This is a genomic window from Psychroflexus torquis ATCC 700755 (assembly GCF_000153485.2).
In the GTDB taxonomy this organism is placed as follows: Bacteria; Bacteroidota; Bacteroidia; order Flavobacteriales; family Flavobacteriaceae; genus Psychroflexus; species Psychroflexus torquis.
This window is the reverse complement of record NC_018721.1, coordinates 3,300,729-3,324,950: the sequence shown is the minus strand read 5'-3', so window position 1 is coordinate 3,324,950 and position 24,222 is coordinate 3,300,729. Positions and strand designations below refer to the sequence as shown.

Annotated in this window: 27 protein-coding genes and 2 pseudogenes; 4 read left to right on the top strand and 25 right to left on the bottom strand. The window is 35.1% G+C overall.

Features of this window, described 5'->3' with window-relative positions; genetic code table 11:
• Nucleotides 1-2: 2 nt before the first annotated feature.
• The 5 genes from P700755_RS14375 to P700755_RS14355 are packed head-to-tail and all read right to left on the bottom strand — an operon-like array spanning nt 3 to nt 5,085.
• Nucleotides 3-1,466, bottom strand: coding sequence for a UDP-N-acetylmuramoyl-L-alanyl-D-glutamate--2,6-diaminopimelate ligase (locus P700755_RS14375; protein ID WP_015025370.1), 1,464 nt, complete (start codon nt 1,464-1,466; stop codon nt 3-5).
• Entirely contained in the window at nt 1,463-3,427 is a 1,965-nt protein-coding gene (locus P700755_RS14370; protein ID WP_015025369.1) for a penicillin-binding protein, read from the bottom strand. Before P700755_RS14370 ends, P700755_RS14375 begins: the two co-directional genes overlap by 4 nt.
• Nucleotides 3,424-3,732: an FtsL-like putative cell division protein gene (locus P700755_RS14365; protein ID WP_015025368.1), complete on the bottom strand. Its 309-nt coding sequence runs from the start codon at nt 3,730-3,732 to the stop codon at nt 3,424-3,426. The genes P700755_RS14370 and P700755_RS14365 overlap by 4 nt, the downstream gene beginning before the upstream one ends.
• 2 nt (nt 3,733-3,734) lie before the next feature.
• The gene (gene rsmH, locus P700755_RS14360) at nt 3,735-4,640 is read right to left on the bottom strand and encodes a 16S rRNA (cytosine(1402)-N(4))-methyltransferase RsmH (protein ID WP_015025367.1); all 906 of its coding nucleotides are present in this window, start codon (nt 4,638-4,640) and stop codon (nt 3,735-3,737) included.
• Entirely contained in the window at nt 4,630-5,085 is a 456-nt protein-coding gene (locus P700755_RS14355; RefSeq protein ID WP_015025366.1) for a division/cell wall cluster transcriptional repressor MraZ, read from the bottom strand. The genes rsmH and P700755_RS14355 overlap by 11 nt, the downstream gene beginning before the upstream one ends.
• Before the next feature lie 346 nt (nt 5,086-5,431).
• Here P700755_RS14355 and P700755_RS14350 point away from each other — a divergent pair, with 346 nt between their 5' ends.
• Together P700755_RS14350 and yihA are read left to right on the top strand one after the other, a co-directional pair.
• Nucleotides 5,432-6,196, top strand: coding sequence for an alpha/beta fold hydrolase (locus tag P700755_RS14350; protein WP_041758405.1), 765 nt, complete (start codon nt 5,432-5,434; stop codon nt 6,194-6,196).
• 6 nt (nt 6,197-6,202) lie between these two features.
• The gene (gene yihA, locus P700755_RS14345; protein ID WP_015025364.1) at nt 6,203-6,802 is read left to right on the top strand and encodes a ribosome biogenesis GTP-binding protein YihA/YsxC; all 600 of its coding nucleotides are present in this window, start codon (nt 6,203-6,205) and stop codon (nt 6,800-6,802) included.
• Nucleotides 6,803-6,806: 4 nt separating this feature from the next.
• Here the strand turns inward: yihA and P700755_RS14340 are convergent, their stop codons facing one another.
• The 3 genes from P700755_RS14340 to gldB are packed head-to-tail and all read right to left on the bottom strand — an operon-like array spanning nt 6,807 to nt 8,481.
• On the bottom strand, nt 6,807-7,181 hold the full coding sequence (locus P700755_RS14340; protein ID WP_245535951.1) for a GTPase: 375 nt from the start codon (nt 7,179-7,181) through the stop codon (nt 6,807-6,809).
• Nucleotides 7,171-7,521, bottom strand: a complete 351-nt coding sequence (gldC, locus tag P700755_RS14335; protein ID WP_015025362.1) for a gliding motility protein GldC — start codon at nt 7,519-7,521, stop codon at nt 7,171-7,173. The genes P700755_RS14340 and gldC overlap by 11 nt, the downstream gene beginning before the upstream one ends.
• A 3-nt stretch (nt 7,522-7,524) precedes the next feature.
• On the bottom strand, nt 7,525-8,481 hold the full coding sequence (gene gldB, locus P700755_RS14330; RefSeq protein ID WP_245535950.1) for a gliding motility lipoprotein GldB: 957 nt from the start codon (nt 8,479-8,481) through the stop codon (nt 7,525-7,527).
• Nucleotides 8,482-8,563: 82 nt separating this feature from the next.
• Here gldB and nadE point away from each other — a divergent pair, with 82 nt between their 5' ends.
• The gene (nadE, locus tag P700755_RS14325) at nt 8,564-9,343 is read left to right on the top strand and encodes an NAD(+) synthase (protein WP_015025360.1); all 780 of its coding nucleotides are present in this window, start codon (nt 8,564-8,566) and stop codon (nt 9,341-9,343) included.
• Between the two features lie 5 nt (nt 9,344-9,348).
• Here nadE and dnaG read toward each other — a convergent pair whose 3' ends face one another.
• From dnaG to P700755_RS14250, 15 genes and pseudogenes are all read right to left on the bottom strand, one after another.
• Nucleotides 9,349-11,310: a DNA primase gene (gene dnaG / locus P700755_RS14320; RefSeq protein WP_015025359.1), complete on the bottom strand. Its 1,962-nt coding sequence runs from the start codon at nt 11,308-11,310 to the stop codon at nt 9,349-9,351.
• A 34-nt stretch (nt 11,311-11,344) separates the two neighbouring features.
• On the bottom strand, nt 11,345-12,322 hold the full coding sequence (locus tag P700755_RS14315; RefSeq protein ID WP_015025358.1) for a polyprenyl synthetase family protein: 978 nt from the start codon (nt 12,320-12,322) through the stop codon (nt 11,345-11,347).
• Between the two features lie 483 nt (nt 12,323-12,805).
• Nucleotides 12,806-13,353 (bottom strand): annotated as a pseudogene (locus P700755_RS14310) (transposase).
• 204 nt (nt 13,354-13,557) lie between these two features.
• Nucleotides 13,558-14,049, bottom strand: coding sequence for a hypothetical protein (locus tag P700755_RS14305; RefSeq protein WP_015025357.1), 492 nt, complete (start codon nt 14,047-14,049; stop codon nt 13,558-13,560).
• Complete coding sequence (locus P700755_RS14300; protein ID WP_157609309.1) at nt 14,027-14,215, bottom strand: hypothetical protein; 189 nt, start codon at nt 14,213-14,215, stop codon at nt 14,027-14,029. Before P700755_RS14300 ends, P700755_RS14305 begins: the two co-directional genes overlap by 23 nt.
• A gap of 69 nt (nt 14,216-14,284) precedes the next feature.
• The gene (locus P700755_RS14295; RefSeq protein ID WP_015025355.1) at nt 14,285-14,833 is read right to left on the bottom strand and encodes an REP-associated tyrosine transposase; all 549 of its coding nucleotides are present in this window, start codon (nt 14,831-14,833) and stop codon (nt 14,285-14,287) included.
• A gap of 571 nt (nt 14,834-15,404) precedes the next feature.
• Entirely contained in the window at nt 15,405-15,893 is a 489-nt protein-coding gene (locus tag P700755_RS14290; protein WP_015025353.1) for a hypothetical protein, read from the bottom strand.
• Between the two features lie 2 nt (nt 15,894-15,895).
• Nucleotides 15,896-17,083, bottom strand: coding sequence for an RHS repeat-associated core domain-containing protein (locus tag P700755_RS18840; protein ID WP_015025352.1), 1,188 nt, complete (start codon nt 17,081-17,083; stop codon nt 15,896-15,898).
• Nucleotides 17,084-17,370: 287 nt separating this feature from the next.
• Nucleotides 17,371-17,805, bottom strand: a complete 435-nt coding sequence (locus tag P700755_RS14280; RefSeq protein WP_015025350.1) for a hypothetical protein — start codon at nt 17,803-17,805, stop codon at nt 17,371-17,373.
• Between the two features lie 104 nt (nt 17,806-17,909).
• The gene (locus tag P700755_RS14275) at nt 17,910-18,458 is read right to left on the bottom strand and encodes an REP-associated tyrosine transposase (protein ID WP_015025349.1); all 549 of its coding nucleotides are present in this window, start codon (nt 18,456-18,458) and stop codon (nt 17,910-17,912) included.
• A gap of 303 nt (nt 18,459-18,761) precedes the next feature.
• Entirely contained in the window at nt 18,762-19,148 is a 387-nt protein-coding gene (locus P700755_RS14270) for a hypothetical protein (protein WP_015025348.1), read from the bottom strand.
• Nucleotides 19,149-19,412: a hypothetical protein gene (locus P700755_RS14265; RefSeq protein WP_041758403.1), complete on the bottom strand. Its 264-nt coding sequence runs from the start codon at nt 19,410-19,412 to the stop codon at nt 19,149-19,151.
• A gap of 200 nt (nt 19,413-19,612) precedes the next feature.
• Nucleotides 19,613-20,047 carry a DUF3997 domain-containing protein gene (locus P700755_RS14260; protein WP_015025347.1) on the bottom strand — a complete coding sequence of 145 codons (435 nt, stop codon included), beginning with the start codon at nt 20,045-20,047 and terminating at the stop codon, nt 19,613-19,615.
• Nucleotides 20,044-21,153, bottom strand: a complete 1,110-nt coding sequence (locus P700755_RS21125) for an RHS repeat domain-containing protein (RefSeq protein WP_015025346.1) — start codon at nt 21,151-21,153, stop codon at nt 20,044-20,046. Before P700755_RS21125 ends, P700755_RS14260 begins: the two co-directional genes overlap by 4 nt.
• Before the next feature lie 5 nt (nt 21,154-21,158).
• Nucleotides 21,159-21,709 (bottom strand): annotated as a pseudogene (locus tag P700755_RS14250) (REP-associated tyrosine transposase).
• A gap of 130 nt (nt 21,710-21,839) precedes the next feature.
• Here P700755_RS14250 and P700755_RS21040 point away from each other — a divergent pair.
• Nucleotides 21,840-21,968 carry a hypothetical protein gene (locus P700755_RS21040; protein WP_281013809.1) on the top strand — a complete coding sequence of 43 codons (129 nt, stop codon included), beginning with the start codon at nt 21,840-21,842 and terminating at the stop codon, nt 21,966-21,968.
• Nucleotides 21,969-22,073: 105 nt separating this feature from the next.
• Here the strand turns inward: P700755_RS21040 and P700755_RS14240 are convergent, their stop codons facing one another.
• Nucleotides 22,074-22,538, bottom strand: coding sequence for a hypothetical protein (locus P700755_RS14240; RefSeq protein WP_015025345.1), 465 nt, complete (start codon nt 22,536-22,538; stop codon nt 22,074-22,076).
• A gap of 8 nt (nt 22,539-22,546) precedes the next feature.
• Nucleotides 22,547-23,578 (bottom strand): RHS repeat domain-containing protein, encoded by a 1,032-nt coding sequence (locus P700755_RS14235; protein WP_015025344.1) that lies wholly within the window; start codon nt 23,576-23,578, stop codon nt 22,547-22,549.
• Nucleotides 23,579-24,222 lie beyond the last annotated feature (644 nt).

Sequence of the window (24,222 nt, the reverse complement as noted above, 5' to 3'; positions counted from 1 at the left end):
TCTTATTTGTTAAGTTGATCTAATAGCTCTTTTACAATTTTTAAATCATCAAAATCTGATCGTATCCCATTAATTTCTTGATAGGTTTCGTGACCTTTTCCTGCGATTAATATAATGTCCCTTTGTTGCGCTAGGATACAAGCTGTCTTTATGGCCTGTTGTCTAGATGTTATACTCAACGTCTTGGAAACATCTTGAGGCTCTACTCCTTTCTCAATATCTTTTATGATAGAGTCTGGATCTTCTGTACGTGGATTGTCGCTAGTCAAAATCACTTTTGTACTCAAATTCCCTGCAATTTTGCCCATAAGGGGACGCTTAGTGGTATCGCGATCGCCACCACAACCCACAACAGTAATAAGCTCCTCACTTCGTGATCGTATATCATTGGTAGTCTGAAGTACATTTTGCAAAGCATCGGGCGTGTGAGCGTAATCCACAATTACATGTATGCCCGTTGAAGACATATGATGTTGGTATCTCCCCTCCACGGGTTTCAACTGACTCAAGTTCTGAAGATTCTCGATATCTTTAACTTCAAGTAAGTCTGCGACTGCATAAACAGCCAGCAAATTATAAGCATTAAAATCTCCAATAAACCTTGACCAAACTTCTGTGCCGTTGATATTCAACTTTAACCCAGAAAAGCTTTTTTCTAAAATCTTTACTTTGTAATCTGTTAAGTTTTTAACTCCATAACCAAAGGTTTTTGCTTTTGTATTTTGGAGCATGTAATTCCCATTTTTATCATCCACATTGGTTAAAGCAAATCCTTTTTTGGACAACTGATCAAAAAATCTCTTCTTAACATCTCTGTATTTTGCAAACGTCTTGTGATAATCTAAGTGATCTTGAGATAAGTTAGTAAAAACCCCTCCTTCAAAATTAAGGCCTAAAGTCCTGTGTTGAGCAATCCCATGAGAACTCACTTCCATAAAGCAAAATTCTACCCCAACTTCGTTCATTTCTTTTAAATAAGAATTGATAGTTAAGGAGTCTGGAGTTGTAAGCTTTGTTGGATAATCTTTGTCATCTACTTTGATAACTACCGTTGAAATTAATCCTACTTTATAGCCTAAAGTTTTAAACATCTGATATAACAAAGAAGTCACTGTCGTTTTACCATTTGTTCCAGTCACCCCAATAAGCTTCAAATTAGCAGAAGGATTATCATAATAATTGGAAGCCATTACGGCCAACGCCTCTCGGCAATCTTTGACTTGTATATAAGACACTTCTGGGATAACTTCAGAAGGTAATTCTTCACAAACAACTACATTAGCACCATTAGCGACTGCCGCTTCTATAAAAGCATGACCATCTGCAGTTTCGCCTTTTATAGCTACAAATACATCTTGAGCTGAAATTAATCGGCTGTCAAAATGGATTTTTTTGATATCTACAGCTGTAGAACCCTTTACAGATTCTATCGCCACCTTGTATAATATGTCTTTTAAAACTATCAACTTGAAATCAGATTTATACGTTGGTTATTAGAAATTTTAGTTCCTTTTTTTATCGATTGCTTTATGACTTTTCCTTGTCCTATTAAATTGACTTGCAACCCTAAATTCTCCAAGATAGAAACCGCATCCATAGCTGGGTAACCAGTTAAATCTGGCATTATAGTTTTATATTTTTGAGAAGTTTCAAAGTAATTTTCATAAGTAGAAGATGCATAATTGGAAGGGATAGCTTCCCTAAGCATCTCATCTTCAAGAGGAGTATCAATAAAAATCTTTTGAGCAATCTTTTCAAAAACAGGTGCCGCTACAGTACTTCCATAATAGCCGATTTTAGGATTTGGTTTATGAATAACCACTACACAAGAATAGGTAGGAGCATCTGCAGGAAAATAACCCACAAAGGATGAAACATAACGCCCAGACTCAATCCAATATTCTGTTTGACAGGTTCCTGTTTTTCCTGCCATGGAAAAGTTGGGGTTGTAAATAGTGCTTCCCGTTCCCTTTTCCACGACTTTTTTCATCATGGCTTGAAGTTTTTTTGCAGTTTCCTTAGAGCAAATGCTCTCCTCTAAAATAGGCTCTACATAGGATTCAACTAGGGTATTTTTATCTCTGACTTCTTTTATAAATTTCGGTTTTATCTTTACACCATCATTGGCGATAGCGTTATAAAATGTGAGGATTTGCAAAGACGTTAAAGAAACTCCATAACCAAAAGACATCCAAGGCAAGGTGGTTCCATACCAATTAGAATCTTCAGGATGTGGAATTGTGGGCTGACCTTCACCTTTAATTTTTAAACCTATCTTTTCATTAAGGCCCATATTGTAGAGGCGATTTACAAATCGCTCTGGGTTATCTTTATAATTAGTGTAAATCATTTTAGCAAAAGCCGTATTGGAAGAAACCTCAAAAGCTTTTGCAGCTGAGATCTTTCCGTAACCACCGCGTTTTGAATCGTAAACTTTTCGATCAAAAAACTGAACTACCCCTTTTTCAGTATCAAAGACAGTACTGGTGTCGATCACTCTATCCTCTAGCGCTGCCGCCATACTCATCAATTTAAAAATAGAACCTGGCTCATGAGGCTCATATACAGCATAATTGAGTTTCTCGTAATACTTAGTTGAGTTTTTAATTCGACCTAAATTTGAAATCGCCTTAATCTCTCCTGTTTTGGTCTCCATCACCACGACACTTCCATGATCAGCTTCAAACTTTTCCAACTGTGCTAGTAAGGCATGATGCGCAACATCCTGAATATTTACATCTATCGTAGAAACAACATCATACCCGTCTTCTGGCTCAACCTCGTTGACATCACTTATGGGTTTCCATTGTCCTTTAGCAATTTTCTGTTTTAAGCGGTGACCTTGTTTCCCCTTTAAGTATTCATCAAAAGCGCCTTCAAGACCAACGTTTCCAAAACCTACGGTTCGTTCACCAATTTTACCTAAAGGATTTTCACGAACTGTAGATTGTTCAGCGATAAATCCACCCTTGTAAGGGCCTAGATTAAATAAAGGAAATTCTCTTATCTTAATATAATCTGAATAATCGAGTTGCTTGGCAATTAAGACATATCTGTTTTTTATGACACGCGCTCTTTTAAATTTTCGGAGATAATAATCCTTAGAACCTTTTAGCATTTTCGATAATTCTGTAGCTAATGCTGAAGCATACTTTTGGAAATTGGCTTCAGAAACAGTAATAGCGTCAAATCTAATATCGTATTTGGGAACCGATGTAGCCAGCAAGTTCATATTGGTATCATAGAGATTCCCTCGGTTGGGTTCAATGTTGAAATTTCTAAACACGGTTTGCTGAGCGATATCCTTATACTTTTGTCCTTCAACGATTTGAATATCAAATAATTTGTATCCCATCCCCATAAACACAAGGGCGAGTAAAGCCGCAATAATATAAAACCGCCTTAAAATGCTTTTATCTGTTGTCATTTTATGGTGATTTTATATGGACGCTTATCGGACAATCCTATGGAACGCTTCTCCATTTTTTTAGCTACGTTGGATTCCATTTTCTTTTGCATCACCGTTTTACGTGTGTCTACAAATTCGCTTCTTAACTCTTTAAGTTGCTGATTGAGTTCTGCAACTTGATACACTTTTCGTTCTGCACTGTGTGAACTCGCAATCATAATGATAGCCAGCAAAGCACAAAACACAATGAAAACCCAATGGTTAAAAGCACCATCGCTTACCAAAAACTTCCCTTTTAGAATATCTGCTAAACCCGTTTTCATCTTTATAATTTTTCTCCAATTCTTAATTTCGCACTTCTAGACCTCTTGTTTTTCTGTAATTCTGCAGCGCCTGGAGTTATCATTTTCCCCACTTTTTTAAAAGGCACCAGCATATTTCCATAAAAGTCTTTTTCAGGAGCACCAGAAAACTTCCCATCCCTTATAAATCGCTTTACCAACCGGTCTTCTAAAGAGTGATACGAAATAAGACTTAACCTCCCTCCTTTGGTTATCAATTCTGAAGTTTGAAGTAAAAATTCTTTTAAAGCCTCCATTTCCTGATTCACTTCAATACGGATAGCTTGGTAAACCTGTGCTAAAAATTTGTTCACCTTAGTCGGTGGAAAAAAAGGCGTTAATAAATCATTTAAATCTTTTGTAGATTTAATAGGCTCAATTATTCTCCGCTCAACGATGGCTTTAGCCAGTTTCCGTGACATTTTGATTTCGCCATACTGCCAGATAAGTTGAGCCAATTGCTCTTGGGAATAAGTGTTTACCAATTCTGAAGCACCCAAGCCCGTGTTTTGATCCATTCTCATATCTAATTCAGCTTCAAACCGAATGGAAAATCCACGCTCACCTTTATCAAATTGATGTGAAGAGACCCCAAAATCCCCTAAAATTCCGTCAACTTCATTCACTCCTTCTAGCCTTAAAAAGCGCTTTATAAATCTGAAATTAGCCGGGATTAAGGTAAACCTCGGATCCTCTATACTATTTTCTTGGGCATCTTGGTCTTGATCAAAAGCAAAAAGTCGCCCTTTTTCTCCAAGTCGAGATAAAATCTCAGCTGAATGACCACCACCTCCAAAGGTCACATCTACATAAGTCCCCTCGGGCTGTATAGACATGCCATCAACGCTTTCTTTAAGCAAAACAGGTAAGTGGTACGCTCTATTGGTCATTATCATTTCCCATTACATCTTCAGCTAATTCTGAAAATCCTTCAGAATCGCTTATGACTGATTCATATTTATCCTTATTCCAAATTTCCACGATATTTATAGCAGAAGAAACCACGATCTCTTTCTCAATTCCAGCAAAGCCAATGAGGTCTTTTGGAATCAACAATCTTCCATTGGTATCCACCTCTATCACCCTCACACCCGCTGAAAATTTTCTTATAAAATCGTTGTTCTTTTTGATGAATCTATTTAATCCGTTCATTTTGTCCATGAGCAAATTCCATTGACTCATTGGATACAACTCCAGACAAGGCTGAAACACAGATCGTTTCAAAACAAAGCCCTCTTCGAGAGTAGGGAGCATCTGCTTTTTCAGCGAAGACGGTAGCATAAGTCGACCTTTTGTGTCAACTTTACACTCGTATGTCCCTATGAGGCTGTTCATAACACATTAGGTTTCAATTCCAAATGTATTGAAATTTTTACCATATTTTACCACTTTCTACCACATTGTGGATAACTTTTTCCTAAAGAAGGCTTTAAGAGTTGTTGATATACCTATTCACTAGTGGTTTCAGACATTCATGATTTGTCTAAATTGCTGTAAATAAAGCGAATAATTTTAGAGAATCGATTGATTTGGGCTTAAGACGGCATATTCAACTTCGATAAAACGTCTTTAAAGAGCTTATTTTCATAGAATTAGATTAAACTAGTACAAGTCCTAAAATCAGTACCCCTTTCTTATTCAAATATCTTTATATTTGAATTTTGAAATTTTAAAAAACCTTATGGAGGAACATATTAAGCAGGAAGGGAAATTTAAATACTTTGAAAAGGGTGAAGGGACTCCAATAGTGGTTTTACATGGATTGATGGGAGGGTTAAGTAACTTCGACGGAGTTATGAATTATTTCCCTACAAAAGGGTATAAAGTAGTGGTTCCTGAACTTCCACTTTATGACATGCCTTTATTAAAAACCAATACTAAAAACCTTGCCAATTACATTAAAGAATTTATAGACTTTAAGAATTATGGCAAGGTCATACTAGTTGGAAATTCTCTAGGTGGACATGTTGGTTTATTGACCACCAAATACTTTCCAGAGAGTGTCAAGGCTCTTGTGATCACAGGAAGTTCTGGTCTTTATGAAAGCGCGATGGGGGAAAGTTATCCAAAGCGAGGCGATTATGAATACATGAAAAAGAAAGTTCAAGATGTTTTTTATGATCCTGAAATCGCAACACCAGAAATCATCGATGATGTATACAGTGTGGTGAATGATAGAAATAAATTGATAAGAACCCTTTCTATAGCGAAGAGTGCTATACGCCACAATATGTCCAAAGATTTGCCAGACATGCATACGCCAACCTGTATCATTTGGGGAGAACAAGATGAAGTCACTCCTCCGGAAGTCGCTGTAGATTTTAACAAGCTTTTACCAGACTCCGAGTTGTTTTGGATAGACAAGTGTGGCCATGCCGCTATGATGGAACGTCCAGATGAATTCAATAAAATTTTATACGCTTGGCTTCAAAAAAGAAACTTTTAGTCTATTATGAAAATTAAGACTTCAGAATTTGTAATGAGTAATTCGGATGTGACTAAATGTCCCAATTCTCAATTACCAGAATACGCTTTTATTGGCAGGAGTAATGTGGGTAAATCTTCATTGATAAATATGCTCACAGAACGCAATAGCCTAGCAAAAGTTTCTGGTAAACCAGGAAAAACTAGACTTATTAATCATTTTTTGATTAACGATTCTTGGCATCTAGTGGATTTACCTGGCTATGGCTACGCCAAAGTGAGTAAAAAAGAAAAAAAGACCTTCCAAAAATACATTACTGCTTACTTCGAAAAGAGACAGCAATTGGTAAATACTTTTGTCCTTATAGATTCCCGACATGCTCCACAGCCTTTAGACCTTGAATTTTTAGAATGGCTAGGAAAGAATGCCATTCCATTATCAATTGTATTTACAAAAACAGATAAATTAAAACCTAAAGTTTTAGAAAATAATATCATCGATTACAAAACCAAATTAATGGAAACCTGGGAGGAGCTCCCTCCTTATTTCACGACCTCTTCTGCCCATAAAACTGGAAGAGATGATATTCTGAATTATATCCATGAGATCAATCAAAGCCTGGTATAATACATCAAAACCTAGATTTCACTTTTTCTATCAACACCTCTACCTCTTCAATCTCATTGAGTTCTTTACTCGACATTAAAAGGCTTAACTCATAGTTATCCTGAAATAAAATCACAGGGAGTTCGTAGAGGCTTTCAAATTTAGATTTGAAATTCTTCTGGTATTCATCCTTATGTAAAAAAACAAACTCCATATCAGTTTCCTTTCTAAACGCTTTCCATTTCCTATTCTCTGAAAGCAACCCATAGGTTAAATCACAAAGATTACAGTTGTAAGTTTTAGGGCTAAAAAGTTTGTGAGCACTATCCAATATGCCGTTCGATGTACCGGAATTTGCATTATAAACAAAAATTACAGCTTTATTATTTTTAGTCATCATTGGATTTAGCCTCTTCAATATCCATTTTTTCTGCAAAATAAGAACAAAAATCTTTCATAGTTTCTGTCATTTCCTTGTCGTCTGTAGCTCTGTAAAAGGTATCGCTCATGCCCACTAAAATTTGATGAAAGAACTTTTTCATTTCATCTATCGGCATTTCCTTGGTCCATAAATCTATACGTAACGTCTCCTGAGTTTTATCATCCCAAATACTCAAAAAAGCTGCTTTGGTTTCTTCATTATCGATCCCTCCATCTTGAGCGGACCAAGTGAGTTTTTCTGGAATTCTATTTTCGTCGGTTTCTACGTTTATTTTAATTTCAGACTTTTTTTCAATCATTGCTTAAGGTTTATAATTTGATTTTTCAAAAATAGCATCAGACTTCATATTCAGGAGGTCTTTTATACTAGTATTAAGATTTTTATTCATGAAGGCTTTTACTATTTGCCAACCTATATACTGTCCTATTCTTGGAGAAGACTCATTGTCCAATTCCAAATAAAATTTAGAATAAGGGGCTAGGTTGATAAAGCGATCTTCCAAAGTAGTGTCTGTGGAGTAAATTAACTTTCGCTCTACAAAAAAGGACCAGATTTCAGTTTCATTCTCTTTGGCCCACTTAAATTGATCTTCAGAATAATAAATTTTTGCAGCATTAGATTTAAAAGGAATAAGGATGTCTTTTAAATAAAGGATCTTGCCATAATAAATCATCTCCGATATGAATTTCCTAGACCTCTTTTCATCGATATGTTGCTTAGCAAAGGCCTCTACAACTTCGGAAAGCAGGAACTTTCTATCTTGCTGAAAGGCGATATAATCTGCAAAACCTCCATAAAACTTATGGTCTTTTCCTAGATAATTATCTAAGGAGATAAGAAGTAAATCTTCCGTTAACACCAATTTATTTCTATAATTCACCTCTTCGGCCAACGTATACACTTTCGGGAGTTTATACGAGGGGAAATAATATGTGGCGTATTTAAAAAAACGCTCTAAATCTTCTTCTTCTTTGTCGAAATTCGGAAAAGCTTGATTAACCTCCGTATGAATTTGCTTTTGCAAGTCGCTTTGCATTTTTGAAATCCACAAACTATCTGGCACTTGTTCTGGAAATAAACGTGGAAAGTTATTTTTTAGCCTTGGCAAATCCATTGCTGAAGCTTGACCAAATTCTTGATCAAACCGAACCACTTCTAAGTCAATAGTAAGATCTTCAGCCTCTGGATTCATTTTAGAGTTTTGATCACAACTCGCCATAAAACAGCAAAGACTCAACAAAATTAAACGAAATCTCATATTTGAAGACATTTGGTTTTGTACCGGAATAGAATACTTATATTTGATGCAAATGTAGTATTTAAAAGGTAAATCATAGCTTATGAAGTCTCAAAAAACGATCGATTATATAGCCAATTGGATGATAGAATATCTTGAAAACAGCGGGCAAAAAGGCTTTTTGATAGGTGTTTCTGGAGGAATAGATTCTGCGGTAACCTCTACACTTTGTGCACAAACTGGCAAACCCACCTTATGTCTAGAATTGCCTATACACCAACACGAAGACCAAGTATCGAGGGCAAGAAAACATATAGATCATTTGGAAAGACGATTTGAAAATGTAAGCTCGGTAAAAATTGATCTTTCCAACACCTTCGAAACTTTCAAAAATAGTTTACCAGAAATTGAAGATATAGATCTAAGAGACTTTTCGCTAGCCAACTCACGGGCTAGATTAAGAATGACAACGCTTTATTATTTTGCTGGTATTCACGGCTATTTGGTTGCTGGTACTGGAAATAAAGTTGAGGATTTTGGTGTTGGATTTTACACCAAATATGGAGATGGAGGCGTTGATCTTAGCCCTATTGCCGATTTAATGAAAAGTGAGGTCTTCGAACTGGCGAAGGATCTTGATATAATAGACGATATACAAAATGCAAAGCCTACAGATGGTTTGTTTGGTGATAGCAGAACAGATGAAGATCAAATTGGTGCCAGCTACAACGAATTGGAATGGGCAATGAATTTTAAAGATGAAACTTCTGAGATTTCTGACAGAGAAAAAGATGTTTTAAAAATTTATAATTCTATGAACAAATCTAACCAACACAAGATGCAACCGATTCCTGTTTGTGAAATTCCTGAGGAATTAAGATAATTCGCTTATAAGACCCGATTTAATTTATTGGAAATCAAAACTTCCAATCCATTATATTCCATGGTTTCTATCATCAATTCGCGATCCACTTCCTCTTTTTGTTCTCTTATGATTTCACTTAAATCTTGGACTTTTTTTCTGATTAGGAATCGACGTAAATTTAAAATAGTTTCCATGACTTCTCTGGGATCTACCTCGCTTTTATCAATTACAAAAATCTCCTGACGCTTCCAATCGTGTAATTGATTTTTTTCATTTTCCATAATAATAGACGTCACCTCTTGAGACAAATCTGGCTTTAGATGGTTGATAAACGTATCGATCTTCAAGGCTCTTTCTTTTGTATAAATCTCAATAATTAAGGCATATAATTCCTTAAACAAAGGATTAGAAAATTCAACTTCATCCTCTTGGAGTTCTATAAATATTTTTTCAAACACAACATATTCACGTTTTACCTCAGTATGCTTGTCCTTATCAAATTCATCAAAATCGAAGTCTACATCTACAAATACAGCGGTATCACCCCCATATTTTAGAAGCAACTGTATAATATTTCTCTCTAGCACATACTGCTGATTGACTTTAGAGACAACTGGCTCAGTTTTTTTCTCCTTTACAATTTCTAAAGATCCTTGCCTTGGCCGGCGTTGACTTTCTTTTCTGTCCTTAGCTAAAATTTGTGCAAGTGTACTAAAAAGAACATCTTCGGAGACCTCTAAAAGATTGGAGCAGCTTTGGATGTAAATTTCCTGAGTTATTTGATCTGGTATTTTAGAAATAGAATTTACAATATCCCTGACCACTTCAGCTTTTTTTACAGGATCATTTTCCGCATCTTCAAGTAATAAGGAAGCTTTGAATCTTATAAAATCCTGAGCATTGCTATTGAGATAAGTTTCTAACTCTTCTTTGGAATTGGATTTTGCAAAACTATCTGGATCTTCACCATCTGGAAATAAGCAGACTTTCACGTTCATGCCTTGTTCCAAAATCAAATCGATCCCACGCACAGACGCCCTTAATCCCGCAGCATCCCCATCAAATAAAACTGTAATATTGTTGGTGAGTCTATTGATAAGTCTAATTTGCTCTGGCGTTAAAGCTGTACCAGAAGAAGCGACTACATTTTCAATTCCTGTTTGGTTAAACTGAATCACATCCGTATACCCTTCCACTAGATAACAGTTGTCTGCCTTAGCAATAGACTGCTTGGCTTGATAAAGCCCGTATAAAACTTTGCTTTTATGATAGACATCACTTTCAGGTGAATTGAGGTATTTTGCCTGCTTCTTATCAGTTGTAAGAATTCTACCTCCAAAGCCTAAAATTCTTCCAGACATAGAGTGTATAGGAAACATCACCCGACCTTTAAACCTGTCGAAGCGCTTTTCTCCCTTTACGATACTAAGCCCGGTTTTTTCCAAGAACTCCAAACGGTATCCCTTTTCTAAAGCTGAATCTGTGAACGCTTGCCACTCATCTGGAGAATAGCCAAGATCGAACTTCTCCATCGTTTCTGACGTAAATCCCCTCTTCTTAAAATAACTGAGACCAACTGACTTCCCTTCATCGGTATGAAGCATTTGCTTGATGAAAAAAGATTTGGCAAACTCATTGACCAAGTACATACTTTCTCTCTCACTAGCCTTTTCTTTTTCTTCTGAAGATTGCTCCGTTTCTTCAACTTCAATATTGTAACGTTTTGCTAAATGCTTTATGGCTTCAGGATACGTATAATGCTCATGTTCCATTAAGAAAGCAACCACATTTCCTCCTTTACCAGAACTGAAATCTTTCCATATTTGCTTCACTGGAGAGACCATAAAACTAGGAGATCGCTCTTCTGTAAAAGGACTTAGTCCCTTAAAATTGCTACCAGATTTTTTCAACTGAACATAATCACCAATTACTTCCTCTACTCGAGAAATATCAAAGACTTTGTCAATAGTAGATTTACTTATCAATGGAATTTAATTTGAAATAAATGTAAGGATAAAATTATTTTTCTCGATCAATTACATAATCTATCATCAATTGAAGAGACGCTTTGTAAGTAGAATCTGGATAACGTTGAAGAATTTCTGAGGCCTCGCTTTGAAATTCTTTCATTTTGATTTGAGCATAACTAAGCCCTCCTACAGATTTTACATAGTCTATCACTTCATTCACGCGCTTTTTGTCTCTATTGTGATTTTTAACAGAATTGATGATCCAGTTTTTATCCTTTTTTGACGCTTGATTGATTGCATAAATGAGGGGTAAAGTCATTTTCTGTTCTTTAATATCTATACCAGTAGGTTTACCTATTTTTTGGTCACCATAGTCAAAGAGGTCATCTTTAATCTGAAAAGCCATTCCTATAAGTTCCCCAAATTTACGCATGTCCTCCACGTCTTTAGAACCTGGTCTTACAGCAGCTGCACCAAGACTGCAACAAGCGGCGATGAGAGTAGCGGTTTTCTGCCGAATAATCTCATAATAAATATCTTCAGTAATATCCAGTCGGCGTGCTTTCTCAATTTGAAGTAATTCACCCTCACTCATTTCACGTACGGCCACTGAAATAATCTTTAATAAATCGAAGTCATCGTTATCTATAGATAGCAAAAGCCCCTTAGACAGGAGGAAGTCACCGACCAAAACCGCTATTTTATTTTTCCATAAAGCATTGATGGAAAAGAAACCACGACGTTGGTTACTATCGTCCACAATATCATCATGAACCAAGGTAGCCGTGTGGATAAGCTCTATGACAGAAGCCCCGCGATAAGTTCTATCGTTTACCTCTCCTTTAGACACCATTTTGGCGACGAGAAATACGAACATAGGTCGCATCTGCTTGCCTTTTCTGTTAACGATAAAGTGAGTGATTTTATTGAGAAGGGCTACACGAGAAGACATGAAAAGATGGAACTTTTTTTCAAAAAGTTCCATCTCATGAGCTACGGGCTCTTTTATTTGTGAGACAGTTTTCAAGACGTTACAAATGTAGAGTTTTATGTCTTAAAAAGACATGAAAACTATGATAGGAAAACAGCTTTACTTTAGCTGGTATAGTTCGAAGTTGCAAACTTCGAAGAATGGTAACTTCTCAAGCTGATACAAAGGATCCTTTGCTTTACGTGAAGTAAATATTAAGACCATGATTTGTCTGTTGTATTCTTCTCCAATTACTCCGCTATTTCCAATTGGGTCATTGGTTAGCTGTAATAAATTATCTTTCTTTAAAAATACCTCTGTGGCTTGCAGTTCTTTGCTTATTAATTCTCTTATGGTAAATTCGTTTGCATCTTCTTGGTCAAGCTGTGATAGGCGATAAGTTTCTAATTCGTTGGTTAATTATTGTAATATTCTTCTAACTATTGATGTTCCTATTTCTATACGTTCTGCAACCTTTCTAACTAATTTCTCTATTTGATTGTCCCCAGCTGGTGCGAGCGTCTCGCTCGTACACACTATCTAATTTATATCAATTTCCAAAATGGTATGGTCATCATTACCATAATTTCTTGCACTGCTAAATTTCCAATCTATTGGGTTGGTCACAAAGCCTGATACAACAGGTTTGTCGTGTATGTATTTTAGTTTCTGCTCAAATATGTTTAATGACCAAATCTCTATTGGTTTATTATTCTGCTGCCAAAACTGTTTATTGGCAACATTGCTATTTTTTTTGCCAGCACGTTCAAACATCCAGAGCATCCATTCTTTTCTGCTTTCATGTGGATTATCATCAATGATTTTAACTATTTTCTTTGAAGTAAACCCTTTAAAATCTCTTATTAATCCTGAAGGATCGTTTAATGCTGACCGAAAAATTAAATGAACATGGCTTGGCATGATACAATAACCATAAAGCTCCATGCCTTTATTTTTTCTGAAAAAATCTAACGATTCTATAATACACCAAAATAAGCGTCTCTAGCAAATACATCTATCCAGTTTACAGTAGCAAAGCTTATAAAGTACGCACCAGATTTATCTGCAAATTTATACTTTCTACTCATCAACTCTTTTTAGTAAAAATAGATAAAAATCAGTTTACTTTTCTTTGAGGGCACGAGCAAGATGCTCGCGCTAGCCGTTACGGTTAATCACGCTCGCACCAGCAGGGGGGAACATATTTTCTCCGTTATCGATGCTTTTATCGCTAAACGTAAAATACAGTCTATCCTTTAAACTATATAGATTTTGCCTTTAATTACTGTATTTTACCATAACTTATTTTTCTTTTTTGCTTTTATTTCTTCTCGAACTTGTTTGAATATATAAGGTATTGAAACTATAGGTATATAAAAATAGTATTCACCAATAAAAAGCCATAATATAATATCAATTGGAAGCAAAAACAATAACCCCCAAAGCCATATCCATTTAGCTGTGTAGCCACGCTTATGCAAATGATTGTTTATGGTTGGTAATATATATTTTGCTTGAAGTTTTGATATTTGTATATCATCAAAATCATTGATAGGGGTTTTAATAAAATAAGCAATATATTTTATTAAATCTATTTTAGACTCCCTAACCTGACTTTTAGGTTTAAAATTTTCGAGATCATTAATCAGCTGAGTAATTTTATTAAATTCTAATCTTTTTAACTCATGTTTAGAATATTCTGTTTTCAGCTCAGAAATTAATGGATCTACAGTACTTTTAAAGTTTTCATCTATATTATTTCTATTTAGAAAGTTTGGATCCATATTTCAAAATGAAGTCTGATGTTTTATAAACGTTTTTTGTATTTATCACTTGATGATCATATTTATAAATACTTCTTAGGGATTTTCCTATTTCACTATTTAAAATTTTCCTTTGACCTGTAAAGCCAATATATTTTCTTAATAATGGAGTGGAATAATTTTTCATTACACTCTTTTTAGCTAAATTAAACATAAAATCCCCAGCTGGTGCGAGCGTCTCGCTCGTACACACTACCTAATTTATATCAATTTCCAAAATGGTATGGTCATCATTACCATAATTTCTTGCACTGCTAAATTTCCAATCTATTGGGTTGGTCACAAAGCCTGATACAACAGGATTGTCGTGTATGTATTTTAGTTTCTGCTCAAATATGTTTAATGACCAAATCTCTTTTGGTTTATTATTCTGCTGCCAAAACTGTTTATTGGCAACATTGCTATTTTTTTTGCCAGCACGTTCAAACATCCAGAGCATCCATTCTTTTCGGCTTTCATGTGGATTATCATCAATGATTTTAACCATTTTCTTTGAAGTAAACCCTTTAAAATCTCTTATTAATCCTGAAGGATCGTTTAATGCTGACCGAAAAATTAAATGAACGTGGCTTGGCATGATACAATAACCATAAAGCTCCATGCCTTTATTTTTTCTGCAAAAATCTAACGATTCTATAATACACCAAAAATAAGCGTCTCTAGTAAATACGTCTATCCAGTTCACAGTAGCAAAGCTTATAAAGTACGCACCTGATTTATCTGCAAATTTATACTTTCTGCTCATCAACTCTTTTTAGTAAAAATAGATAAAAATCAGTTTACTTTTCTTTGAGGGCACGAGCAAGATGCTCGCGCTAGCCGCTCCGGCTAATTACGCTCGTACCAGCAGGGGCATTAAGTTGGGTAAAGCAATAAGAAGTAAAATACCAATAATCGCTATACGATAAGTGTTTCCTAAAGGTTATAACCAGGGATTTTTTTGAAAAAAAATTTCATTACATAGTTTCTTATAAAAATACTGACATTTATTTATACGAAGGAGATACTCAATGTTAAATTTATAAAACCTTAATTTTTATAGAATTCGACGAAAATGAACTTTTCATTACTTGCCGTAGTGAAAATTTACTTCGTATCATAATACTGTCTAATTTAATTAAGAAAATTATTATTTTAAACAATTCTGTTTTTGGGAAAACTTGTATGTGGTTGATGCCCTGCTTCGAGACTACAAAGCTTAAAAGGCTTACGCAAAAAAACCACCCAAGTAGCGATTTTAAAATAAGTGAACACACTTGTTACAGAAAAGCACAAACAGTAGAAGTTGCTGAGTTTGGCGAGGTAGCAGTATAAATTTATCCTGGAACACCAGACAAGTATCTTATGTTGAATAATATAGAAGGATTAATTTCCTTGAATGAATAGAATTTATCAATAAAATTCTTCATTTCATTAGCCAAAGTCAAATGACTGTCGGCACTTACTAAAAATTTACCGATAGTGACTACTGCCTGGTCATTGTGTGTTTCTTCTATCTTGACTAAATCGTGTTTTTCGGAAAATTGCGCATACTTTTTTGCGAAGTTTTTTCGGAAATCTTCAACATCCTTAGTGAAAAATATTACATAGCCGTTCTTATAACTTTCTTGTGTCTTATCTGTAATCTTAAACCAAGATGGTACAAATCTCAAAGAATCCACTTGCAAAATGACATCTCTTTTATATATCATTTCAAGCTGTGCTCTTTCTTCCTTTGAATCTTTTATGAATTTTTTTACAAACCCGTTTGGATTTCTTGGTTCTCCAGCTGAAAAAACGTTCATTAAACTTCTCAATATACCCATAATCACTTTTTTAAACTTTCTTTATATAAATAGTAGCCTGTAGCTCCTGATAAGCCTCCTCCAACTATCCATCTTGCTGCTGCTCCCCAATTTGGTGGTATTATGGTTGCAGTAGTTCTTGTCGCTTGACCTAAAGCGTTAAGACCCATACGTTGAGAATACATTCTTGAAGTCTCACGAATACCAGTTCCTCGAGCAAACTGCCCAAGCGAATTTCTAAAAACCATTCGTCTAACTCCGCCTCGAATCATAATTCCTTGAGTGAAAGAGCCTACACTTTGACTTGATGATGAGGCCAATATCCCGCCTGTTGAATAACCTCCAATAATTCCGGTTCCTGCCACGCCTAAAATGGTGCCTCCTATAGAATATGATACTGCTTTCATCAAGAAATTACCCATTCCATCAGGATCCCAGTTATTCCATCCAGCAGAAAAGTTTTCGGCGAAACCAGTAGCATCTATCGAGTTTAGATCATTCCTGTAAGCGATTGGAATATAAGAGCTGCCCCATTTAGTAAAATACTGTGAAAATACATTGTCATAGTCCCCATCGAAACCGTAACGTGATTTGTAACTTTCAAGACCACCACTATAATCTGAGTCTGCCCCGTAGGAATTGTTCTTCGATACGTTTATTACCACCGTATCAAGTTCAATTGGATTATCAGGGTTGACCACGTCTTGTGGACAACAATTTCCATCTCCTCCATCAAGGCTAGTATCCATATTGGCAAGATCCTCGCCTATTTGTGTAAACTTAGCCTGATAGTCTGTAGTTTTGCTATCATTACCTCCACCACTCTTTGATGCCCCTCTTTCATTCCCAGAAGTATAATCATACACTTCTGTAGCTGTAGATTTCATAGCAACTGGTGACATTGGATACATCCCATCAGGATCTGTAAAGTAGATAGAATTGTCAAAGGCGTAATTATATGGCGAGTATCTTCTCATTAACTCCGCCAATGGGTCAAGATTCATCCAACGTCCTATAGAAGGGTCGTAATTACGAGCCCCAAAATCGAGCCATTCTAAGTCAAGTTCTTTGTTTTCTTCTTTGCCACCAAAGCCATATTTATGGTCAGTCCCATTTATAGAACCATTGTACCCTTCATGCTTGAGGCCAAAGGGATAGTAATTGTTTTCTTCTACGATTTCCACACCGTTTGCCCCATCTTTATAACTCAATCTAATGTTTCCTAAGTGGTCTTTATACTGGTAAATATACTTAAATATTTCTGAACTACTGGGCTCTAGATAGCCTTCTGGATTGCAGGATTTATGAAGCTCTTAGAAAAAATATCCTTTTCGCAGATAATTAATATTGTAAACCAACTAGATGAAGACAAGGAAAAAGGACTTATAAAGATTATTAATTCTATGCTAACTAAAAAATGCATAAAGGATTTGTTGGATGGAAAGGCTAAATTCTAAAAGCATAAAAAAACCACATCGTTAAAGGTGGCTTATTTTGTTTACTTACTCAATACGTCACTCCTTTGCACACAAGCCTTAAAATAATCGTTAGATGATATTTCTTTATTGATAAACATTCTTAAAGTATTATTTTTTGTAACCTTAAGAAAAATTCTATTTTCTAATTTCATTTTTATTGAATCAATTTTTATTATTTTATCATAAAATTTAAAGTCCTCCTTAACTTCTTGATATACTAACGAAAGATAAAGACTATCTTCTTTCATTTTAAAAATGTAATGTAAAGTACTTCCTGATTTAAGGCTATATGCATACATGTTTTCCTTATCAAAATAATATTCTTGATAATCATTAGTGTCAGTTTTTGACCAATTACCGATTAGTAAATTTTCATCAAAAACATATGTTTCTTTTTTACAAGAATACAAATTAATAAAGATTACGATTATTATAATAAGTTTATGCTTTTTCATGTCCAATTAATTTTTAGGAATTCGTTTTACTTTATAAAATTGATAAGCATTAGTTCGTTCTACTACCCCCCAGCTGGTGCGAGCGTCTCGCTCGTACACACTATCTAATTTATATCAATTTCCAAAATGGTATGGTCATCATTACCATAATTTCTTGCACTGCTAAATTTCCAATCTATTGGGTTGGTCACAAAGCCTGATACAACAGGATTGTCGTGTATGTATTTTAGTTTCTGCTCAAATACGTTTAATGACCAAATCTCTATTGGTTTATTATTCTGCTGCCAAAACTGTTTATTGGCAACATTGCTATTTTTTTTGCCAGCATGTTCAAACATCCAGAGCATCCATTCTTTTCGGCTTTCTTGTGGATTATCATCAATGATTTTAACCATTTTCTTTGAAGTAAACCCTTTAAAATCTCTTATTAATCCTGAAGGATCGTTTAATGCTGACCGAAAAATTAAATGAACGTGGCTTGGCATGATACAATAACCATAAAGCTCCATGCCTTTATTTTTTCTGCAAAAATCTAACGATTCTATAATACACCAAAAATAAGCGTCTCTAGTAAATACATCTATCCAGTTCACAGTAGCAAAGCTTATAAAGTACGCACCAGATTTATCTGCAAATTTATACTTCCTGCTCATCAACTCTTTTTAGTAAAAATAGATAAAAATCAGTTTACTTTTCTTTGAGGGCACGAGCATGATGCTCGCGCTAGCCGTTCCGGCTAATTACACTCGCACCAGCAGGGGGTTTTTTACTCTTTAATTAAATCTTTCTACTGAACCGTTTTCTTCTGGTTTTTGCTTGCACAAAATTATCAGCACTTAGCATATGCCCTACCTTTGGGTCGTACAAACGACCATTCATATTTATTAAACCAAATTCTGGCATGTGCTCATATCCTGTATACCCCCTAAACAACAAATTAGCCTCTGGCTTTCATATTAGAATTTTCCTTGATTTTGAAGCATTTTTAATATCCAACTTGCATTAAAAAGTAGAAATGCTAATAGAGGAAATATAGCTGCTAAAAACACACCTTTTTTATTCTCATACTCCTTCAAAACAACTTTGTATTTTGCTTTGTGAACTAACACAAAGTACAACACCAACACTAATGCGAGTAACAGACTGATAGAAGCGTAAACAAATATTTTGGTGTTAATAATTCCTTTTGGAATAAATAATATGGTTAGAAAAAAAGCACTGAAATAATATAACATTATCGTAAATGCTATAATTAGCATTGAACTAAAAGGTGCTATATCTTTATTACCAAACTTAACCTGAAAATTGTAGTACTTACAATACAATGTCTTTAATAAATTCATCTATTCTATTTTTCCAAAATCTCTAAAGCCTCCTGAGGCATCAATTATAAAGTAAGTTGCGCTTACACCTAAACCAATTGGACCTAAAAACCCTACTCCAGTCATTATAATATCAAGGGAAGCTTTCGTTCCAACTTGCCAATCTGTCCCTCCATTGTAATAGTAATTACCTGCATTAGCAACCGAATACGTTGTTGATATGCCAGCTCCAACAACACCAAGACCTTTTACATATTTTGAGTATCCTGCAGTTTTCCCTAACACTCGAAGTCTACTAACATTATTAATTTTGGTCGTACCTCTTTCTAATTTAACGACACCGTCAATAAGAGCATCTTTAACTCCATTACCAATCCCGAAAGCACTCGCTGCTTGATTAGCATCTCCTGTCCAACCAGGAAGACCACCCCCGCTTTGGTCTTCTTCAAAACAAAAAAGAACGCCTTATTCCAAGGCTACTAATTTTATTCCTCAAAATCTAATTTTAAATCCTTCGACACTCCTAATTCTTTCCTTTTTCCAAGATACTTCTGTTTTGAAAAAGGACCTTTTACCAAATCTGACTTTTTCACTACAATAAAGTATTCTAAGGAATCTGTCCCTAAACTACTTTTGGTATATATTTCCTCATACTTGACTTCTTTAGGCTTTCTAATTACTATGATAAATTTTTCATTGCAATCAATACTAACAACATCGCCCTTAATTTTCACTTCATCAAATGAATATTTCTGTGTTGATTTGTAAACAATTGCCCCATCTGGAAGACCTACATCTATTGCTTCATATAATGGCAGATAATAGTAGTTATCACCCAAATCCTGCTCATCTTTCTGTAGAGAAAATAGTGCTATCATTCCTAAAAGCAACACAACTAATAAGATTATCCACTTTTTCATTTGATATTAATTATTGGGTATTTATACCTAATCATAAAATCTGTACCCTGTCCAGAAGGTTTGCCTAGCCAAGTTGCTACGTTTCTCATTATATTTTCCATGGAATTATTACTCCTATATTTGTAGTGATACTTTTGGTCTAACACCGTCACTTTAGAAGAACTAAGTACAGAAAATGATGTCCCTCCGTAAGTTGAAGCTGTTTCATAAGGCAGATTTATAAACGCATCTGTAGTACTTATAGCAAATATATCACCTCTCCCTTTTCCTTTGGGCACTGTTAATCCTGACCAATCAATATTAGAATTATTCACAGACACATCAACACCCTTAGCAGTTAACCACCAATTATCAGCTTCATTTTTCTGAAATAATCCATCGGAATTTAAATCCCACATCCCCCCGCTTTGCCCCATATCACTTAGTCCCACATCCTCACTAAAACTAGTTGCGTTGGCGTCGATTGGAATGCTAATTGGACAACAATTTCCATCTCCTCCATCAAGGCTAGTATCCATATTGGCAAGATCCTCGCCTATTTGTGTAAACTTAGCCTGATAGTCTGTAGTTTTGCTATCACTACCTCCACCACTCTTTGATGCCCCTCTATCATCCCCAAAAGTATAATCATACACTTCTGTAGCTGTAGATTGCATAGCAACTGGTGACATTGGATACATCCCATCAGGATCTGTAAAGAAGATAGGATTGTCAAATGCGTAGTTATATGGCGAGTGCCTTCTCATGATTTCGGCAAGTGGGTCAATATTCATCCATCGCCCCAAACTCGCATCATAATTCCTAGCTGTAATATCTATCCAGTCCAACCCAAGTTCATCCTGTTCTTCTTTACCACCAAAACCATATTTATGGTCAGTCCCATTTATAGAACCATTGTACCCTTCATGCTTGAGCCCAAAAGGATAGTAATTGTTTTCTTCTACGATTTCCACACCGTTTGCTCCATCTTTATAACTCAATCTAATGTTTCCTAAGTTATATTTATAAATATACTTAAATATTTCTGAACTACTGGGCTCTAAATAGCCTTCTGGGTTGAAAGGTTTATATAGCCTCCAGCTGATGCGAGCGTCTCGCTCGTACACACTATCTAATTTATATCAATTTCCAAAATGGTATGGTCATCATTACCATAATTTCTTGCACTGCTAAATTTCCAATCTATTGGGTTGGTCACAAAGCCTGATACAACAGGATTGTTGTGTATGTATTTTAGTTTCTGCTCAAATACGTTTAATGACCAAATCTCTATTGGTTTATTATTCTGCTGCCAAAACTGTTTATTGGCAACATTGCTATTTTTTTTTTGCCAGCACGTTCAAACATCCAGAGCATCCATTCTTTTCGGCTTTCATGTGGATTATCATCAATGATTTTAACTATTTTCTTTGAAGTAAACCCTTTAAAATCTCTTATTAATCCTGAAGGATCGTTTAATGCTGACCGAAAAATTAAATGAACGTGGCTTGGCATGATACAATAACCATAAAGCTCCATGCCTTTATTTTTTCTGCAAAAATCTAACGATTCTATAATACACCAAAAGTAAGCGTCTCTAGTAAATACATCTATCCAGTTCACAGTAGCAAAGCTTATAAAGTACGCACCAGATTTATCTGCAAATTTATACTTTCTGCTCATCAACTCTTTTTAGTAAAAATAGATAAAAATCAGTTTACTTTTCTTTGAGGGCACGAGCAAGATGCTCGCGCTAGCCGTTCCGACTAATTACGCTCGCACCAGCAGGGGGGAAGTAAAACCATCTATTGAGATGGCTACACAGTTAGCCGAAGCTCTGGAAGTTTCTTTGGATTATATTGTAGGCTCTACAGATACACTTTTAGAAACAAGTATTGTTAATCGTGTTCTTGATATCCAAAAACTAAAAGAGAACGAATAACAACACGTTTTCGCTCTCCTTGATGCATTCTTGAAGCAGACAAAGCTCCAGAATATTATGTAAAAAATGCCATTCAAGTTAGATAACTTTTATAGCCTGGGTTAATTAAAGTTTCTCGTACTCCTCTTGGCTTAAATTACCATTGTATTGCTTTATATCTTCTAAATTGATTATAGAAGCAACATAATTAAAGAATTTGTCGTTTTTATAGCTTCCATCAAATAGAGTTCCTGAACCATATTCTATAGTTGGCGTAGAATCTATACTTTTTAAGATACAAACCAATAACTGTTCTCCTGTTCTAGAATCTGTATAGACTAATCGAATTATAAATTCTGTGCCTTTAACATTAGCAAACCATTTTCGTTGTGAGGTGTTTTTTAAATTATTCAGATTCCTAACTTCAGTAGAATCTGTAATAGAGATGGCAATCTTTTCTTTTGTTTCATAGTCCTTTGAATATCCATCAAATTCAATTTTTATAATATCATATTTAAGACTGTCTTGATTTCCTTTATATTTTGTGCAAGAACAGAAAAGCACCATTAGAAAAATAAAATATTTATTCATATCATTATTTATTTTTTTGACCTGTATAAGAATTCACTAACTCCAATATACGCAGAACCACTTCCGCCCAATTCAGGAATACCCTTTGAACCGCCTAATGAAGCTCCTCTATAAACTCTATTTGCAAAAGGATAAGAAGTTGTAAATTCAAACCCCTCAAAGTAAGAGCCTGCTACACCAAAACCGCTTCCCTGAACACCATACTCAGGGCCTCTTAATTTATATAAAGATAGGTCTCCATTAGATATTGGCCAATAAGCCGAAGCACTACCTGTAAAACTTCCTTCAAGTCCTAATAACCCATTTCCTTGTAGAGCAACTCCCCAATCACCTTTATTCTTTCCTGCAACTATAACAATTAAACTAATTTCAAGTTGAACACCAACTTTAAATGCAGCTTCACCAGAAAGATCTAAAGAAAATGCTTGTATTCCTGTATTTTCAAGCGCAGTACTTGCTATTTCACTTGCATTCAAATCTACATTTACAGGGTCGTAGTTTTCAGGTATATCAAAAGGGATTAAATTTTGGTCAATATTTATTTCTTGGTCAAACTCATCAGTTACAATTCTCCCTAACTCTGTTTTATTCCCTTTTTTATCTATAGAATTAAAAACTATATCATCACTACCTCCACCACTCTTCAATGACCCACTTCCATTCCCAGAACTATAATCATACACTTCTGTAGCTGTAGATTTCATAGCAGCTGGTGACATTGGATACATCCCATCAGGGTCTGTAAAGTAGATGGGATTGTCAAAGGCGTAGTTATATGGCGAGTGTCTTCTCATTAATTCTGCAAGTGGGTCAAGATTCATCCACCGACCTAAACTCACATCATAATTCCTCGCATCAAAATCGTGCCATTCTAATCCAAGTTCTTCATTTAATTCTTTACCGCGAAATCCAAACTTCTGCGCTGCACTGTTCCCATTAGAACTCACAACATTATTGTAACCCTTGTGTTTTAGACCAAAGGGATAGTAATTGTTTTCTTCTACGATTTCCACACCGTTTGCTCCATCTTTATAACTCAATCTAATGTTTCCTAAGTGGTCTTTATACTACTAAATATACTTAACTATTTCTGAACTACTAGTCTCTAGATAGCCTTCTGGATTGCAGGATTTATGAAGCTCTTAGAAAAAATATCCTTTTCACAGATAATTAATATTGTAAACCAACTAGATAAAGACAAGGAAAAAGGACTTATAAAGATTATTAATTCTATGCTCATTAAAAAAAAAGACATTTTGGATGAAAAGGTCTTTTATTTTAAAGCACTAAGCCTCAAGTTCAATTAGACTCCTGTCTTTCTTTTTAAACACAAAAAGCCATCGATTTTATTGAGAAGCACTCCACGAGAAGATGAAACTTTTTTTCAAAAAGTTTCATCTCATGAGCTACGGGCTCTTTTATTTGTGAGACCGTTTTCAATAGATAACAAGCTTGAATTTTATGTCTTAAAAAGGCATTAATACCAATTTAGTTTTTAAAAATTGTAGTGAAGAATCCTCGGGGCAAGCCCACGAGGCATTTAGATGGTCGTTTTTGATTGATGAAAACCATCCGTTTTCAAACTTTCCTTAAAACACGAGGCAAGCCTCGGGAAATTAAACCCAATAGAGATTAAAAATTTGAATTATACTACGACGTAGCTCAGCACATGTTTTTTACTTAG